We start from the raw sequence: 15,226 nt of genomic DNA, 5'->3' as shown, positions 1-15,226 counted from the left end.
ACGCCAGGGACACGGGCGGCGTCTAGAGTGCCGCCCCTATGTCTTCTCCACCACGCTCGCGTGCTTCCGTCGTCGTATTGTGCCTGCTGTCCCTGGCGCTGTCCTCCGTGTCCGTGGCGGCCCCCGCGAAGGCGCCCCCGACGTGGAAGGCCATCGACGCGCTCGTCGAGGACGACAAGGTCGAGTCCGCCGCGCAGGGAGCCGAGGCCCGGCTCGCCGCGGCGAAGGCCCAGGGCGACGCGGACGAGTGGACGCGCGCGCTGATCCGCACGGTGCAGCTGCGCACGCGGTTGCATGGCTATGAGACGACGGTGCGCTTCCTGCGTGAACAGCCCTGGCCGGAGGGGCTGCGGCAGCAGGCCACGCTCCACCTGTTCTACGCGGCGGTGCTCGCGAACTACCAGCAGTCGTACAGCTACGAGATTGGCCAGCGTGAGCAGGTGGTGTCCACCGGGCCGGTGGACCTGAAGGCGTGGACGAAGGATCAGATTTCAACGGAGATCCAGCGCACGTACGCCGCCGTCTGGGAGTCGCGGCAGAAGTTCGGCACCGAGCCCGTGAAGGTGCTGTCCGAGTACATCCAGCCCAACACGTACCCGGAGGGCATCCGCTCCACGGTGCGCGACGCGGTGACGTACCTGTGGGTGGGCTCTCTGGCCGACACGGGCCTGTGGCGGCCGGAGCAGGAGCAGGGCGTGTACCGGCTGGACCTGGGCGCGCTCCTGGACAGCACGCCGAAGGTGGAGCTGAAGGACCCTTCCGTGCACCCTCTGATGAAGGGGGTGGCGGTGCTGGGGGACCTGGAGGCGTGGCACCTGGCGGCGGGCCGGCGTGAGGCGGCGCTGGAGGCGCGGCTGCGGCGCTACGAGGTGCTGTCGGCGTCGTTCACCGAAGCCGCGGACAAGCGGCGCATCCGGGAGCACCTGGCCGCGCACCTGAAGGGCTTCCGGGACGTGCCGTGGTGGTCCAAGGGCCAGCACCAGCTCGCGGGGATGGAGGAGCAGGCGGGCCGCGCCATCACCGCGCATGCCCTGGCGAAGACGGGCGCGGAGGCGTGGCCGAAGTCGGTGGGCGGCGTGCAGTGCGCGGCGCTGATGGCGACGCTGGAGGCGCCGGAGCTGTACGCGACCGGGATGCAGGTGGACGGGCCGGGCAAGCGGTCCATCCTGGTGGGCCACCGCAACGTGGGCACGTTGTACCTCCGGGCGTACGCGGTGGATGTGGAGGCACGGCTGGCGAAGCCCGGCGAGGACCTGTCGCTGTACCCCTCCACCGAGGAGCGGCTCCGCATGGTGGCGTCGCGCAAGCCGGACGCAGTGTGGAGCATGGCGCTGCCGCCCACGCCGGACTTCCAGCGGCACCAGACGTTCGTGACCCCGCCGGCGCTCAAGGCGGGCGCGTACATCATCGCCATGTCCACGCGCGAGGACTTCGCGAAGAAGAACAACCGCATCCTCGCCCTGCCGATGTCCGTGTCGCCCTGGGCCGCGACGGTGCGCAAGGCGAACCCCCACCAGGCGGAGGTCCACGTGGTGGACGGCGCCACGGGGGCGCCCGCTGCGAACGTGGAGGTGCGGTTGGTGAAGTCGGACTACAGCACCCGCCGCTTCAACATCGTCAGCCGCCGCACCGACGCGAACGGCGACCTGCTGCTCACGGGCAAGAACGCCGACCGCTACGAGGACATGGAACTGCTGCTGGGCCGGGGCAAGGGCGTGATGGTGCTCCCGGGCTCGGTGTACCTGTCCCCCCTCTACGAGTCGACCCCGCAGGACCATACGCTCATCTACACGGATCGCGCCGTCTACCGGCCCCAGCAGAAGCTGCTGTGGAAGGTGGTGGCCTACCGCCCGGAGGAGGAGTCGAAGCGCTACCGCGTGCTGCCGGAGTCGGCGATCACGGTGACGCTCGTCGACCCCAACGGCCAGGAGGTGGCCAGGCGCGAGGCTCGCACCAACTTGTTTGGATCGGTGGCGGGCGAGTTCGACATTCCCTCCGGGCGGCCCCTGGGCCAGTGGACGGTGCGCACGCGCCCCAACGGCTACGCGAGCGTGCGCGTGGAGGAGTACAAGCGGCCCACCTTCGAGGTGACGCTGAAGGACGCGCCGGAAGCGATGCGGCTCAACCGGCGCGCGACGTTCAAGGGCGAGGCCCGCTACTACTTCGGTCTCCCGGTGACGCGCGGCGCGGTGAAGTGGCGCGTGTCGCGCGAGCCGGTGCTGCCGCGCTGGTGGTTCTGGGAGCGCATCCCGGCCACCACGGAGCTGGTGGCCTCCGGGACGGCGACGGTGGGCGAGGACGGCGGCTTCACCGTGGCGTTCACCCCGGAAGCGGACGAGCGGCTCGCGAAGGCGCAGGGCATGTCGTGGCGCTACCGCGTGGAGGCGGACCTGACGGACGAGGGCGGTGAGACGCGCTCCGCGAGCCGGTCCTTCCGCCTGGGCTTCGTGTCGGTGGAGGGGCGCGTGGACTCCGATGTGGGCTTCGTCCGCGAGGACTTCCCGTCGGAAGTGCGGCTCGTGCGCTCGAACCTGGATGGCGCGCCGCAGGCCGGACCGGGCCGCTGGCGGCTCATCGCCTTGAAGGCTCCGAGCCGTCCGCTGATGCCGTCGGAGGTTCCGGTGGACAGGCCCAAGCCCCTGGACGCGGACACGCAGTCGGCCAGGGAGGTATCACCCACGCCGGGTGACGCGCAGAAGGGACGCTGGGACACGGCCTACGACGTGGGGCAGACGCTGCAACGCTGGGACGACGGCGCGGAGGTGGCGCAGGCGGCCGTGACGCATGGCGCGGATGGTGTCGCCACGGTGAAGCTGCCGGCGCTGCGCGCGGGGACGTACCGCCTGCGCTACGAGACGACGGATGCGTTCGGCCAGAAGGCCACCGCGCAACGGGACTTCGTGGTGGCGGGGGCCCACGCCCCGGCGGGGTTGCCCGCGGTGCTGGCGGCGGAGCGCCCTTCCGTGCGCGTGGGCGAAGTGGCGCGGCTGATGGTGGCCTCCGGCTTCGAGGGCCAGCCGCTGGTGATGGACGTGTACCAGGGGCGCCAGCGCGTCGAGCACCGCCAGCTGACGGCGGGGCAGGGGCGCGCGGTGGTGGAGCTTCCGGTGACGGAGGCCCTGCGCGGCGGCTTCACGGTGGTGCTCTCGATGGTGCGCGACTGGCAGACGCTGAGCTTCCAGCAGACGGTGGCCGTGCCCTTCGATGACAAGGAGCTCAGCCTGGAGTTCGCCACGTTCCGCGACACGCTGCGGCCCGGCGCGAAGGAGACCTTCCGCGTGACGGTGAAGGGTCCGAAGGGTGCGAAGCTGGAGGCGGGGGCCGCGGAGCTGCTCGCGTACATGTACGATCAGTCGCTGAACGTCTTCGGACCGCACACGCCGCCGCAGGTGGCGCAGCTGTATCCGCAGCAGACCGTCTACGTGGACTTCCGTGCGTCGGGTGGCGTCTTCGGCGCGGACTGGCTCTTCGATGAGCTCGTCCGGGAGGGACCCTCCGCGCCGGATCTCAGTGACGACACGCTGAAGTTCGGCGACGGCTACGGGCTGGGCGGTCCGGGTTACCGCAACTACTACGGCGGCCACCGCATGCGCGCCATGAGGCCCGGGGGCGTCCAGCGGGAATCGGACGGTGCACCGCCTCCGCCTCCGCCGCCTTCGCCCGCGCCGTCCGCCGCGGAATCCGCGCCGAAGACCGGCCGGGTGCTGGAGCAGAAGCGGCGCGAAATCATCCAGATCATCAAGGGGGAGCCGGGCCCCCCGGAACCGGGGGAAGGGTCGGAGGAGCCGCTGCGCTCCAACTTCGCGGAGACGGCGTTCTGGATCCCGCAGCTGCTCACCGGGCCGGACGGGTCGGCGGTGCTGGAGTTCACGGTGCCGGACTCGGTGACGGCGTGGGACGTCTGGGTTCACGCGCTCACGCGGGACCTGCGCGGTGGCTCCACTCAGCGCGCCACTCGCAGCGTGAAGGAGCTGATGGTGCGCCCGTACCTGCCGCGCTTCCTGCGCGAAGGCGACCGCGCGGAGCTGGAGGTCGTGGTGAACAACGCGGGGACCCAGACGCAGCAGGGTCAGCTCACGTTCGACATCGTGGATCCGGACACGCAGAAGAGCCTGCTCGCGGAGTTCGGCGTGAAGACGACGTCGCAGGCCTTCACGGTGGCGGCGGGGAAGGGCACGAACCTGCGCTTCCCCATCACCACGCCCGCGCGGGTGGGGCCGGTGGCCTTCCGCGTGGTCGCGAAGACGGGCGCGTTCAGCGACGGCGAGCTGCGGCCCCTGCCGGTGCTGCCCGGCCGCATGCACCTGTCGCAGTCGCGCTTCGCCATGCTGAACGACAAGGACCGCCGGACGCTGACGTTCGATGACCTGAAGAAGTCGGACGACCCCACGCGGGTGAACGAGCAGCTCGTCGTGACGGTGGACGCGCAGCTCTTCTACTCCGTGCTCCAGGCGCTGCCGTACCTGGTGGACTACCCCTATGAGTGCACGGAGCAGACGCTCAACCGCTTCGTGTCCACGGGCATCGTCTCCAGCCTCTTCAACAAGTATCCGTCGGTGGCGAAGGTGGCCAAGGACCTGAGCGAGCGGAGCACGCGCTTCGAGACCTTCGACGACGTGGATCCGAACCGGAAGATGACGCTGGAGGAGACGCCCTGGCTCAACGAGGCGAAGGGCGGCGCGGAGTCCGACCAGGCGCTCCTGCGCGTGTTGGATCCGAAGGTGGCCCAGGCCCAGCGCGTGTCCTCGCAGGCGAAGCTGCGCAAGGCGCAGAACGCGGACGGTGGCTTCCCCTGGTGGCCGGGCGGCCCGTCGTCGCCGTACATGACGCTCTACATCCTGCACGGCCTGTCGCGCGCCATGGAGCACGGGGTGGAGGTGTCGCCCACCATGACGGAGCCCGCGTGGGGCTACCTGGCGAAGCACTTCCGGGAGGACTACGCGAACCGCCTGATGAAGAAGGACCTGGGCTGGGAGTTCCTCACGTTCCTCAACTTCGTGGCGTCCGCGTATCCGGACGCGCGCTACACGGGCGAGGCGCTCACCGCGGCCGAGCGGCAGCGCATGCTCGAGTTCTCCTTCAAGCACTGGAAGCAGCACTCGCCGTACCTCAAGGGGTACCTGGCCCTCACGCTGAACCGGGCGAAGCGCACGAAGGACGCGCAGAAGGTCTGGGACAGCGTGATGGACTCCGCGAAGACGACGCAGGACCTGGGCACGTACTGGCAGCCGGAGGACCGCGGCTGGCTCTGGTACAACGACTCCACGGAGACGCATGCCTTCGCGCTGCGCACGCTGTCGGAGCTGCGCCCGAAGGACCCCCGGCGCGCGGGCATGGTGCAGTGGCTGCTCCTGGACAAGAAGGTGAACCACTGGAAGTCCACGCGCGCCACGGCGGAAGCGCTCTACGCGCTCGTCAACTACATGGAGGCGGAGGGCTCGCTGGCCGCGCGCGAGGAGCTGAAGGTGACGGTGGGCTCCCAGGCGGTGACCATGAGCTTCTCGCCGGACGTGTACACGGGGAAGAAGAACCAGATTGTCGTCCCCGGTCCGGAGGTGAACGCGACCACGGCGACCACGGTGGTGGAGAAGACGACGCCGGGCTTCGCCATCGCGTCCGCCACGTGGCACTTCTCCACGGAGCAGCTGCCCAAGGAGGAGCGCGGTGACTTCTTCCAGGTGTCGCGCCGCTACTTCGTGCGCATCCGCGAAGGCAACCAGACGCTGCTGCGCCCGATGGCGGACGGCGCGAGGCTGCGGCCCGGTGACGAGGTGGAGGTGCAGCTGTCGCTGCGCACGAAGCACGCGGCGGAGTACGTGCACCTGAGGGACCCGCGCGCCGCGGGCCTGGAGCCGGAGAACGCGCAGTCCCGCCACAAGTGGGACCTGGGCATCGTCTGGTACGAGGAGACCCGTGACTCGGGGACGAACTTCTTCTTCGAGGCGCTGCCAGCCGGTGAGTACAACTTCAAGTACCGGCTGCGCGCGAACATGGCGGGCACCTTCCGCGTGGGCCCGGCGACGGTGCAGTCCATGTACGCGCCGGAGTTCACCGCGTACTCCACGGGCACGGTGCTCACCGTGGACAAGGCGCAGTAGGCCTCAGCGGGGCAGGGGACCGGCGCTCTTCGTGGCGCCGGTCCGCTACTCCGAGCAGGTGGCGGCTTCGTCGGTGGGGTGCAGCGTGGCGATGCCGTAGGTGCCGTTGCGCGTGCCGCACCAGATGCGCCAGTTGCCGCCGCCCACGTCCGGCGCCGAGTACACGCCGCCCTCCTTCTTCGCCCCGCCGCGCGCACAGCAGCGCGCGAACGCCCGGGTTCCGATGGCGGCGATGGAGACCGCGTCCTGCGACGTGGAGAAGCCACCCGTGCGCTTCACGCCGCAGGACCACGGGGACAGGCCCTTGAAGCGGATGAAGTACTGCTCGCCGCGCACTGCTTCTTCGCCCCTGGCCGGGCCCTGGTAGCAGACCTTCCCTTCCGCCTCGAGCTGCGCGTAGCGGGGCAGGAAGTGGAGGCCGCCAATCGGGCCGCGCTGCCAGTCGTCCCCGCAGAAGACGTGCGTGAACGCGTTGCGCGGGCCAGTGCTCACCCACAGGCTCGTGAGCCATTCGATGTTCGCCTGCCGCGAGCCCGGACGGCCCGCCGCGGACAGGGCGCGCTGCACCCGCGCGTCGTCGTAGTGCTTGGCGAAGAAGCGCTGCACGTCTCCGGCGCTCACGCTCGCATCGGGACGCGCGGGGCACAGGTCCAGCACCTCACGGTCCGTCGCGGACAGCGCAGGGGCCTTGGCGAAGAGGGGCGGTTGATCACACGTGCTCGCGCACGCCGCCGCGTCGCCCGGAGCCGCCGCACGGCCCGCGGGTGCGCGCACCGCCACGGTGACTTCTTCCTCGTCGTCCGGCTCCGCCGCGGGAGCACCCGCACCGGCTCCGCTCCCGATGGGCCTCGCCTCCGCGAGGGACACTCCTCCTCCTCGCGACGCCTGCTGCTGGCGCGTGTTCTCATGGTCCGCGCGCACGAGCGCGTCCGTGTCCGGAGCCTTCTGGACGGCATCCGTGGGCGTGCCATCGCAGAGCACCCAACCCTCCGCCTTGGGACCCTGGAGCTTGCACCACGCGCGCTCAGGGCCGCCCTTCTTCATGAGCGGATAGGACACGCCCGGCTGCACGGAGAAGACGACCTTGGAGGACTCGGGCTGGTCCACCGCGTCCACGGCCTCTTCAGTGACGAAGACGCCGCTCCCCGCGAAGGCGATGGGGGCGGTGGAGAGTGCCAGGAAGAAGCAGGCGAGCGACCCGGAGAGGCGCATGGTGGCCGGACTCTAACAGGGGTGCCCGAAGCCCGCTGTTCCCCGGTTGCGCGCGGCGCCGCACCGCGAAATAAACGCGCCTGATATGAAACCGATGAATTTCCGAGGCCGCTGGGTGCTCATTACCGGCGCGTCGTCCGGCCTGGGGTTGGAGATGGCCCGCCTGCTCGCGAAGGAGCACGGCGCCCACATCATCGCCGTCGCCCGCCGCGAGGACAGGCTCACCGCGCTCAAGGCGGAGCTGGAGTCCGCGCACGGCGTGCAGGTGCTGCCCCTGTCCGCGGACCTCACAAAGCCCGGCGACGCCGCGCGCGTCTTCGAGACCGCCACGTCCGGCCGCACCGTCGACGGCGTCATCCTCAACGCGGGAGTCACCTACTTCGGCCACGCGCTGGAGCAGCAGCCCGAGTCCTTCGACGCGATGCTCGCCACCAACATCACCAGCGTGGTGCGCATGTCGCAGCTCTTCGGCGCGCACTTCGCGAAGCAGAGCGGGGGCGGGGCGCTGATGCTCGTCGCCAGCACGGCGGGCTTCGCGCCGCTGCCGTACCAGACGGCCTACGCGGCCACGAAGTCGTTCGTCATCAGCTATGGACGCGGCCTGGCCTACGAACTGCGCAAGGCGGGCGTGTCCGTCACCGTCTTCGCGCCCGGCGGCATCGCCACGGAGATGCTGTCGGTGTCCGGCCTGGACCGGAAGTTCAAGGCGGGCGACGTGGGCATCATGTCCGCGGAGGCCTGCGCGCGCACCGCCGTGGAGGCGTTCGTGCACCGCCGCGAGCTCTCCGTGCCCGGCGTCCTCAACCGCTTCCTCGCGACGATGATGAAGCTGCTGCCCCACGGCTTCATGATGGGGCGCTCGGCCGCGCTGTACGAAGGCGCGTTGCCGAAGGAGCCGCCCGCGCCCTGAAACAGGCCCGGGCGGACTCCGTCGCGGCGACTCAGGCCAGCTTCACCCGCGTGACCTTCAGCTTGCCCACCTGCACGGTGTACTCGCCGGCCCCCAGCTCCGCCTTGGGGTCGGTGACCTTCTCACCGTTCACCTTCACGCCGCCCTGGCCCATCATCTTGCGAGCCTCGGTGGCGGAGGCGACGAACTTCGTCTCCGGCAGCAGCTTCGTGACGAGCATCTTCTCCGCGCCCGCGAGCGACACCTCCACGAGCGGCAGGTCCTCCGTGGACAGCTCCTTCTTGGCGAAGCGCTTCTCGAAGTCCTCCGCCGCCTTGCGGCCGGCCTCCTCACCCTGGAAGCGCGCGGCCATCTCCTGCGCGAAGGCGACCTTCGCGGCCTTGGGGTGCGCCGCGCCGGACTTCGTCTGCTCCTCCAGCTCCAGCACCTGCTTGAGCGGCATGGCGGAGAGGAGCTTGTAGTACCGCCACATCAGGTCGTCCGTGATGCTCATCAACTTGCCGAAGATGCTGTCCGCCGGCTCGTCGATGCCCACGTAGTTGTCCAGGCTCTTGGACATCTTGGAGCCGGTGATGACGCCGTCCACCAGCTTCGCGTCCAGGCCCTCCAGGATGGGGCCGGTCATGATGACCTGCGGCTCCAGGCCCTCTTCCTTCATCAGCTGCCGGCCGACGAGCAGGTTGAAGAGCTGATCCGTCGCGCCCAGCTCCACGTCCGCCTTCAGCGCCACGGAGTCGTAGCCCTGCAGCAGCGGGTAGAGGAACTCGTGGATGGCGATGGAGGTGTTCTCCCGGTAGCGCTTCTTGAAGTCGTCGCGCTCCAGCATGCGCTGCACGGAGTAGCGCGCCGCCAGGCGGATCATCCCCTCGGTGCCCAGCGCGTCGAGCCACTCCGAGTTGAACTTCACTACCGTCTTGTCCGGGTCCAGGACCTTGAAGACCTGCTGCTTGTACGTCTCCGAGTTGACCTTCACCTGCTCGCGGGTGAGCGGAGGCCGGGCCGCGTTCTTGCCGGACGGGTCCCCGATGAGGGCGGTGAAGTCACCGATGAGGAACACCACCGTGTGGCCGAACTCCTGGAAGCGCCGCATGCGCGTGAGCAGCAGCGTGTGGCCCAGGTGCAGGTCGGGACGGCTGGGGTCGAAGCCGGCCTTGATGATGAGCGGCTTGCCCTTGTCATAGGAGCGCTGGAGCTTCTTCTTCAGGTCCTCCGGCACGTGCAAATCCACGGTGCCGCGAGTGACTTCTTCGAACTGCTCTTCGGGGGTCGCCTTGCGCAGTGCGTCCGTGTTCATGGCGCCGCGGACACTAGCCCAAAAAAGACGACGGGCAGGGCGGGACTTCCATGTCCGCCCCACCCGTGGATGTCCGACCGCCTGTTACGCGGCTCAGGTGCCGCTCAGGTGTCCAGGAAGTCGAAGCTGCGGCACAGGCCGCGCATCGTCTGGCTCTCCGTGACGATCTGGTCCATGTCCACGTCGTCAATCGTCGTGGGCAGCACCTGGACGATCTGGTCGTTGAAGGCCAGACCCACCCGGCGGCTGCGCGTACTGGCCGCCTTGAGGGTGGCGTCGTAGTAGCCGCCACCGCGCCCCAGCCGCTTGCCGTCCGGGCTGAAGCCCAGTCCGGGCACCACGAACAGGTCGATCTGATCCACCGCGATCAGGTCCGAGGAGTTCGTGGGCTCCCGGACGCCCAGGCGTCCCGGCTCCAACTCGCTCTCCGACTTGATGGCCCGGAAGGCCAGGATTCGCCCGTGCACGTGGGACAGCGGGTAGCAGACGATCTTCTCGTCCTGCAACGCCGCGATGAGGATGTCCCGGGTAGGCACCTCGCCCCGGATGGGGGCGTAGAGCGCTACCGTCCGTGCATTCTGATAATAGGGCGATGCCAGGAATCGAGACTGGACCTTGAGGCCACGCTCGTCGATGAGGTCATTGGTCATCGCCTTGCGGCGCGCCGTCAGTTCCTCACGAAGCGTTACCTTCTTCTCCGCCGCCGCCGCCACCGTATCCGCCGCCGTCTCGCTCACCGCCGCCGCTCCAAAGAAAGAGTCCCCCGCCGAGCCGTGTGTCCAGCGTCCATTGAACCCTTAGAAGCCAGGTGGGGACCGAAATCATGTCACCGCAGGCTTCCCTCATCCCCGGTGAAGGGGGAGGGCTTGCACATGGCGACCGAAACGGACCCCGGAATGGACGTATCGGTTCGAATTTCTGCTGGGCATCACGCACCCCGCAGGGAACAGACCTTTACTGCTCAAATCTCGCTACAAGTCCTTAGAATCACTGGGAAAATCCCAGGGCGTTCTGGGAAAATGATAAGGACGGAGAAGCGTGCGGTCAAGCCGTCCTCGCGCGTTTACAAGCCGCCCCGTGGACTTCTATGATGCCCGGGTCCCCGACATGTCGCTCCCGACCCCAACATTGGCTCTCGCGGCGGTAGCCTGCCTCACCTCCGGATTCGCCTGGGCGGGTCCGCAGATGAACAGTACCTACCAGTCAGATGCCTTCGGCCCCATCGAGTTGCGCTCGGACGGGGAACACCTCGTCGGCACGGCGCCGGCCGGGGGGCCCTGCCAACGCCCGGTTGCCGAGCAGATTCTGACGGGCGACTTCCAGGGCAACGTCTTCCTGGGCGAGCTCACGCTCTGTCAGACGGGGGACACCTGCACCCCGTCCCGCAGCTTCCCGGTGATGCTCGTCTACAACGTGGAGGAGCGGGCGCTGGGTGGCGTGGTGAAGCTGGAGGACAGCTGCGAGTCCCCGGCCCTGCCCAAGAGCCGGATGTTGGTGTTCCGGGCGACGGAGCAGGGGGCCGCGCTGACGCCGACTCCGGCAACGGCGCAGGCACCCGAGCAGCGCCAGGCGCAAGCTCCCGTGCCGCCCCCGCCGTCCGGTGGGGCCGCGCAGGTGGCGGCGCAGCGCCGGTTGGAGCCGCTGGACGTGGCGGCCACCTTGAAGCAGGGCCAGTCGCTGCTGGCGCAGAACCCCATCGCGGCGTCGCAGCAGTTCCAGTTGGTGCTGGCCCAGGAGAAGGAGAAGAACAACGCCTGGGCGCTGACGGGCATGGGCGTGTCGCACTACCTGCGCAAGCAGCAGCCGGAGGCGCTCAAGTACCTGGAGCAGGCGCGCAACGTGGGCAGCGGCGCGGCCAAGGCGGAGGCCTTCTTCTGGACCGCGTGCGTGAAGCGGGCGGCGCAGGAGTCGGGGTTCGCCCAGGTCGCGTTTCGCCGCGCGCTGGCGGAGGGCTGGTCCGCGCCGGAGGGCAACGCGCTGGTGGAGCGCGAGCTCCAGCTGTTCGCCAATGAAGGCGCGGTGTACGAGGCACAGGTGAAGCAGGCCCGCAGTCGCAAGCGGGTCCAGGGTCGTGATCCGCAAGGAGCTGGCAGCGCCAGCCCGTGAACGCGCCGACTCCCGTGTCGAAGCCCATCCGCGTCTTCGGCAACTACGAAATCCAATCGCTGCTGGGCAAGGGCGGCATGGCCGAGGTGTACCGCGCGCGCGTGCGCTCCGGTCCCTATGAAGGCTGGACGGTCGCGCTCAAGCGGCTGTTGCCCGCGCTCACCCGCGACCCGGCGTCGGTGGACCTCTTCCGCCGTGAGGCGCAGCTGTCGCGCCAGCTGGACCATCCGAACATCGTGAAGGTGCTGGACGCCGGGATGCTGGACGACGTGTCCTTCCTGGTGATGGACCTGGTGGACGGGCGCGACCTGGGCCACATCCTGCGCCGGTGCAAGGCGCGCGGGATTCCGCTCCCCGTCGACTTCGCGGTGTACCTGGCGAAGGTGCTGATGGAGGCGCTCGCGTACGCGCACACCGCCACCGGTCCGGACGGCAAGCCGCTGGGCATCGTCCACTGCGACGTGTCCCCGTCCAACCTGTTCATCTCCCGCGTGGGGGAGATCAAGCTGGGCGACTTCGGCGTGTCGCGCGTGCTGGTGGACGGCAAGCTCCAGGGCGGCGAGGTGCTGGGCAAGCCGTACTACCTGTCCCCGGAGTCGCTGCAGGGCGCCGTCACGCCGGAGGCGGACCTGTGGGCCGCGAGCGTGGTGCTCTACGAGCTGCTCACGCTGGGCCGGCCCTTCGTGGGCACGACGCCGGAAGAGGTCTTCGCGGGCATCCTGTCGCGCAAGTACCGGCCCCTGCGCTCGGTGCGTCCGGACATCCCGCAGGCGCTGGATGACGTGCTGGCGCGCGCGTTCGCGGAAAACCCCGAGGACCGCTTCTCGTCCGCGGAGGAGTACGCGAAGGCGCTGTCGCCGCACTTCGACGAGAACGTGGGGACGCCGCTGGCCATCGCGGCGGTGGTGCGCGGCCTGTTCGGCACCACGGACGAAATGCCCGCGTACCGGGGCTCGCCGTCCAACGGCCCCTCCGAAGACAACGGGTAGCCGGGCGGGCAGGGCCCTGTCGAGCGGGCTCCCAGCCGATAGAGCCCGCTGCGGTGCCTGCTCCGGATGATGACCTTTCCTCCCGCGAACATGCACCGGGAGGAATCCATGGCGACCGAGCGAAAGCAGCAGCAGCCCGAGCAGAACGAGCCCACCCGGGAGACAAGGCGGGGCGACGAGCGGCTTCCGCCCAAGCCCGACGAGGCCAAGGAGGGCATCCCCGGATACGGCCAGCCGGATCCAGAGGTCCGCGAGAAGAACCTGCCGGACCAGAAGTGGTGATGCGCTCCGAGGATTGATCGCGTGGCCGTCAGTGCTCGCGACCCCGTGCGGTGCGGGCCTCAGCCTTCGAGGGCGCGCACCCGGGGTACATGCGTGCACAGCGCGTCCACGACGCGAGAGACCTCCGCGCTGGTGGTGCCGGGGCCCAGGCTGAAGCGCAGGCTGCCGCGCGCCTCGGTAGGGGAGAGGCCCATGGCGCGCAGCACGTGGGACGGGGACAGCGTGCCGGACGCGCAGGCCGCTCCCGACGAGACGCGGATGTCCTCCAGGTCCAGCGCCATCAACAGCGCTTCGCCCTCCACGCCGTCGAAGCGCAGGTTGCTGGTGTTGGGCACCCGGGGCGCGCCAGTTCCATTCACCGTCACTCCAGGCAGTCGCTGGAGCACCTGTTGCTCGAAGGTGTCTCGCAGGGCCGCTACCTTCGCGGCGGTGTGGGCCTGCTCCGCGGCGGCCAGCTCCAGGGCCAGAGCCAGGGCCTCGGCGTAGGGAACGTTCTGCGTGCCTCCGCGTCGGCCTCCCTCCTGGTGCCCGGGCGTCAGCGCTCGCACGTCCACGCCCTTGCGCACCACGAGCACGCCCACGCCCTGGGGACCACCGAACTTGTGCGCGGAGAGGGAGAGCAGATCCGCGTCCACTTCGCGCAAGGTGAGCGGCACCTTGCCCGCGGCCTGCACGGCGTCGGTGTGGAAGAGGATGCCGCGCTGACGGCACGCGCGCGCCGTCCCCGCCACCGGCTGCAGCACGCCCGTCTCGTTGTTGGCCCACATCAGCGAACACAGCGCGGTGTCCGGCGTGAGCGCCTCCAGCACGGCGTCCAGCGGCACACGGCCGTTGGAGTCAGGGGACAGCCGCACCACCTGGGCGCCGTCCTTCTCCAACTGCGTGAGCGCACCCAGCGCTGACGGGTGCTCCACCGTGGTGGACACCACGCGGCGGCGCTCCTTTACCGGGCGGGCCGCGTAGGCGCCCATGAGCGCGAGCGCATCCGCCTCACTGCCCGACGCGGTGAAGGTGATCTCCTTCGGCTCGCAGCCCAGGACGCGCGCCACCTTCGCTCGCGCCGCATCCAACCGGGCCCGCGCCTCGCGACCGCCGCCGTGCACGCTGGACGCGTTGCCGAAGCCGCCCTCCGTGAAGGCCCGTGCGAGCAGCGCGCCCACCTCCGCGCGCACCGGCGCGGCGGCGTTGTGGTCCCAGTAGATCACGTGTCCTGCGCGGACAGCAGCGACACCGGCCGCTCCTCGGAGACACCAAAGGCTTCGAGGAAGCGCGACACCACCTCGCGCTTGAGCGCCTTGCGCTTGGCCGCGCTGCCGGACAGGGGCAGCCGCGCGCCCGCCATGCTGCCGTGGCCGCCGGACGAGCCGCCCAGGTCCTCGCACAGCTCGCGGATGAGGCGGCCCGCGTTCATGCGCCGGTCCTTCACGCGCAGGCTCAGGAAGAGCTGGTTGCGGAACGTCCCGTACGCCAGAGACCACTTCATCCCTTCCAGGTACATCATCCGCTCGGCGACCTCCGCCACCAGGTCCGGGGAGTAGACCTCCTCCAGGTCGGTGATGATGGCGGTGCCGTAGACCTTCGCCTTCTCGATGGACGTGTGGAACAGCTGGAAGAAGCGCGCCGGCAACTCCGGGTGCTCAATCTGTCCCAAGAGCTGCTTGTCGCAGCGAGGGAACAGCCACAGGTAGCTGTCCACGTCCGTCTGGGTCGTCTCACGGCCCAGGTCCCGCGTGTCCGCCTTGATGCCGTAGAAGAGCGCGGTGGCGATCTCCACGGACGGCTCCAGCCGAGCGGCCCGCAGGTACTCCACCAGCATGGTGGAGGTGGCGCCGAAGTCGCCGCCCACGTCCGCGAAGGGGGCCAGCAGGCTCTCCTCGCGCAGCGGGTGGTGGTCCACCACCAGGTCCGCGCGGTAGCGCGCCGGCAGGGAGTGGTTGCGCACCGGCGGCTGCGTGTCCACCAGGCCGAAGAGGTCGTACTGGCTGAAGTCGATTTGCGACACGTGCGACACCGGCAGCCGGAGCACGCGCACGAAGGCGACGTTCTCCGCACGGCCAATGATGCCGCCGTAGCCCACGTGGGACTCGATGCCGGCCTTGCGCTCCAGCAGATGGGCGAGCGACACCGCCGCCGCCATGGAGTCGGGGTCCGGGTTGTCGTGCGTGAGGATGAGCGCCCGGCGGTGACCCTTGGCCACCTGGAGCAGGCGGGCCAGCTTGTCGGCGGCAGGCAACTTCGCCAACCGCGCTGGCGGAGGCTCCGTGAGCTCGCTCCCGGCGGGAAGCTGGGCGCGGCGGCTTTGGAGGGAAGGGGTGACAGGCATGGGGACTCTTCT

10 protein-coding genes and 1 other RNA gene are annotated in these 15,226 nt (G+C 69.7%); 5 read left to right on the top strand and 6 right to left on the bottom strand.

Translation table 11 applies throughout. From position 1 onward, the window contains the following. The first annotated feature begins 38 nt into the window (after positions 1 to 38). Positions 39 to 6,098, top strand: a complete 6,060-nt coding sequence (locus D7Y04_RS39150) for an alpha-2-macroglobulin (protein WP_121762638.1) — start codon at positions 39 to 41, stop codon at positions 6,096 to 6,098. Between the two features lie 45 nt (positions 6,099 to 6,143). Here the strand turns inward: D7Y04_RS39150 and D7Y04_RS39145 are convergent, their stop codons facing one another. Further along, positions 6,144 to 7,310 carry an EndoU domain-containing protein gene (locus tag D7Y04_RS39145; RefSeq protein WP_121762637.1) on the bottom strand — a complete coding sequence of 389 codons (1,167 nt, stop codon included), beginning with the start codon at positions 7,308 to 7,310 and terminating at the stop codon, positions 6,144 to 6,146. Between the two features lie 85 nt (positions 7,311 to 7,395). On the opposite strand from D7Y04_RS39145, the gene D7Y04_RS39140 reads away from it, so the two are divergent. Continuing rightward, complete coding sequence (locus D7Y04_RS39140) at positions 7,396 to 8,220, top strand: SDR family oxidoreductase (protein ID WP_120595027.1); 825 nt, start codon at positions 7,396 to 7,398, stop codon at positions 8,218 to 8,220. 31 nt (positions 8,221 to 8,251) lie between these two features. Here the strand turns inward: D7Y04_RS39140 and tyrS are convergent, their stop codons facing one another. The 3 genes from tyrS to ssrS all read right to left on the bottom strand — a co-directional run bounded on the left by tyrS (position 8,252) and on the right by ssrS (position 10,463). Further along, positions 8,252 to 9,514, bottom strand: coding sequence for a tyrosine--tRNA ligase (tyrS, locus tag D7Y04_RS39135; protein WP_120595026.1), 1,263 nt, complete (start codon positions 9,512 to 9,514; stop codon positions 8,252 to 8,254). Between the two features lie 104 nt (positions 9,515 to 9,618). Further along, positions 9,619 to 10,251, bottom strand: coding sequence for a 5-formyltetrahydrofolate cyclo-ligase (locus D7Y04_RS39130; RefSeq protein WP_169825797.1), 633 nt, complete (start codon positions 10,249 to 10,251; stop codon positions 9,619 to 9,621). 19 nt (positions 10,252 to 10,270) lie between these two features. Continuing rightward, positions 10,271 to 10,463, bottom strand: a non-coding RNA gene (ssrS, locus tag D7Y04_RS39125) — 6S RNA. A 236-nt stretch (positions 10,464 to 10,699) separates the two neighbouring features. Between ssrS and D7Y04_RS39120 the strand changes: the two genes are divergently transcribed. From D7Y04_RS39120 to D7Y04_RS45300, 3 genes are all read left to right on the top strand, one after another. Next, complete coding sequence (locus D7Y04_RS39120) at positions 10,700 to 11,620, top strand: hypothetical protein (protein ID WP_121762636.1); 921 nt, start codon at positions 10,700 to 10,702, stop codon at positions 11,618 to 11,620. Then, entirely contained in the window at positions 11,617 to 12,609 is a 993-nt protein-coding gene (locus D7Y04_RS39115) for a serine/threonine-protein kinase (RefSeq protein WP_121762635.1), read from the top strand. Before D7Y04_RS39120 ends, D7Y04_RS39115 begins: the two co-directional genes overlap by 4 nt. Positions 12,610 to 12,717: 108 nt before the next feature. Next, positions 12,718 to 12,891 (top strand): hypothetical protein, encoded by a 174-nt coding sequence (locus tag D7Y04_RS45300; protein WP_167548636.1) that lies wholly within the window; start codon positions 12,718 to 12,720, stop codon positions 12,889 to 12,891. Positions 12,892 to 12,950: 59 nt separating this feature from the next. On the opposite strand, the gene D7Y04_RS39105 is transcribed toward D7Y04_RS45300, so the two are convergent. Together D7Y04_RS39105 and D7Y04_RS39100 are read right to left on the bottom strand one after the other, a co-directional pair. Further along, entirely contained in the window at positions 12,951 to 14,096 is a 1,146-nt protein-coding gene (locus D7Y04_RS39105) for a cysteine desulfurase family protein (protein WP_121762634.1), read from the bottom strand. Next, on the bottom strand, positions 14,093 to 15,214 hold the full coding sequence (locus tag D7Y04_RS39100; RefSeq protein WP_120576052.1) for a bifunctional oligoribonuclease/PAP phosphatase NrnA: 1,122 nt from the start codon (positions 15,212 to 15,214) through the stop codon (positions 14,093 to 14,095). The genes D7Y04_RS39105 and D7Y04_RS39100 overlap by 4 nt, the downstream gene beginning before the upstream one ends. Positions 15,215 to 15,226: the final 12 nt, after the last annotated feature.

Origin of the sequence: Corallococcus sp. AB038B, from assembly GCF_003668955.1 — a bacterium.
GTDB lineage: Bacteria > Myxococcota > Myxococcia > Myxococcales > Myxococcaceae > Corallococcus > Corallococcus exiguus.
Note: the sequence above shows the minus strand (reverse complement) of the source record. Positions and strands in the feature narration are given on the sequence as shown.

Bases quoted from the DNA above. Each gene is read 5' to 3' on its own strand.
- D7Y04_RS45300 (WP_167548636.1), top strand. From the start codon at position 12,718: ATGGCGACCGAGCGAAAGCAGCAGCAGCCCGAGCAGAACGAGCCCACC.
- D7Y04_RS39145 (WP_121762637.1), bottom strand. From the start codon at position 7,310: ATGCGCCTCTCCGGGTCGCTCGCCTGCTTCTTCCTGGCACTCTCCACC.
- D7Y04_RS39150 (WP_121762638.1), top strand. From the start codon at position 39: ATGTCTTCTCCACCACGCTCGCGTGCTTCCGTCGTCGTATTGTGCCTG.
- D7Y04_RS39140 (WP_120595027.1), top strand. From the start codon at position 7,396: ATGAAACCGATGAATTTCCGAGGCCGCTGGGTGCTCATTACCGGCGCG.
- D7Y04_RS39100 (WP_120576052.1), bottom strand. From the start codon at position 15,214: ATGCCTGTCACCCCTTCCCTCCAAAGCCGCCGCGCCCAGCTTCCCGCC.
- D7Y04_RS39120 (WP_121762636.1), top strand. From the start codon at position 10,700: ATGAACAGTACCTACCAGTCAGATGCCTTCGGCCCCATCGAGTTGCGC.
- tyrS (WP_120595026.1), bottom strand. From the start codon at position 9,514: ATGAACACGGACGCACTGCGCAAGGCGACCCCCGAAGAGCAGTTCGAA.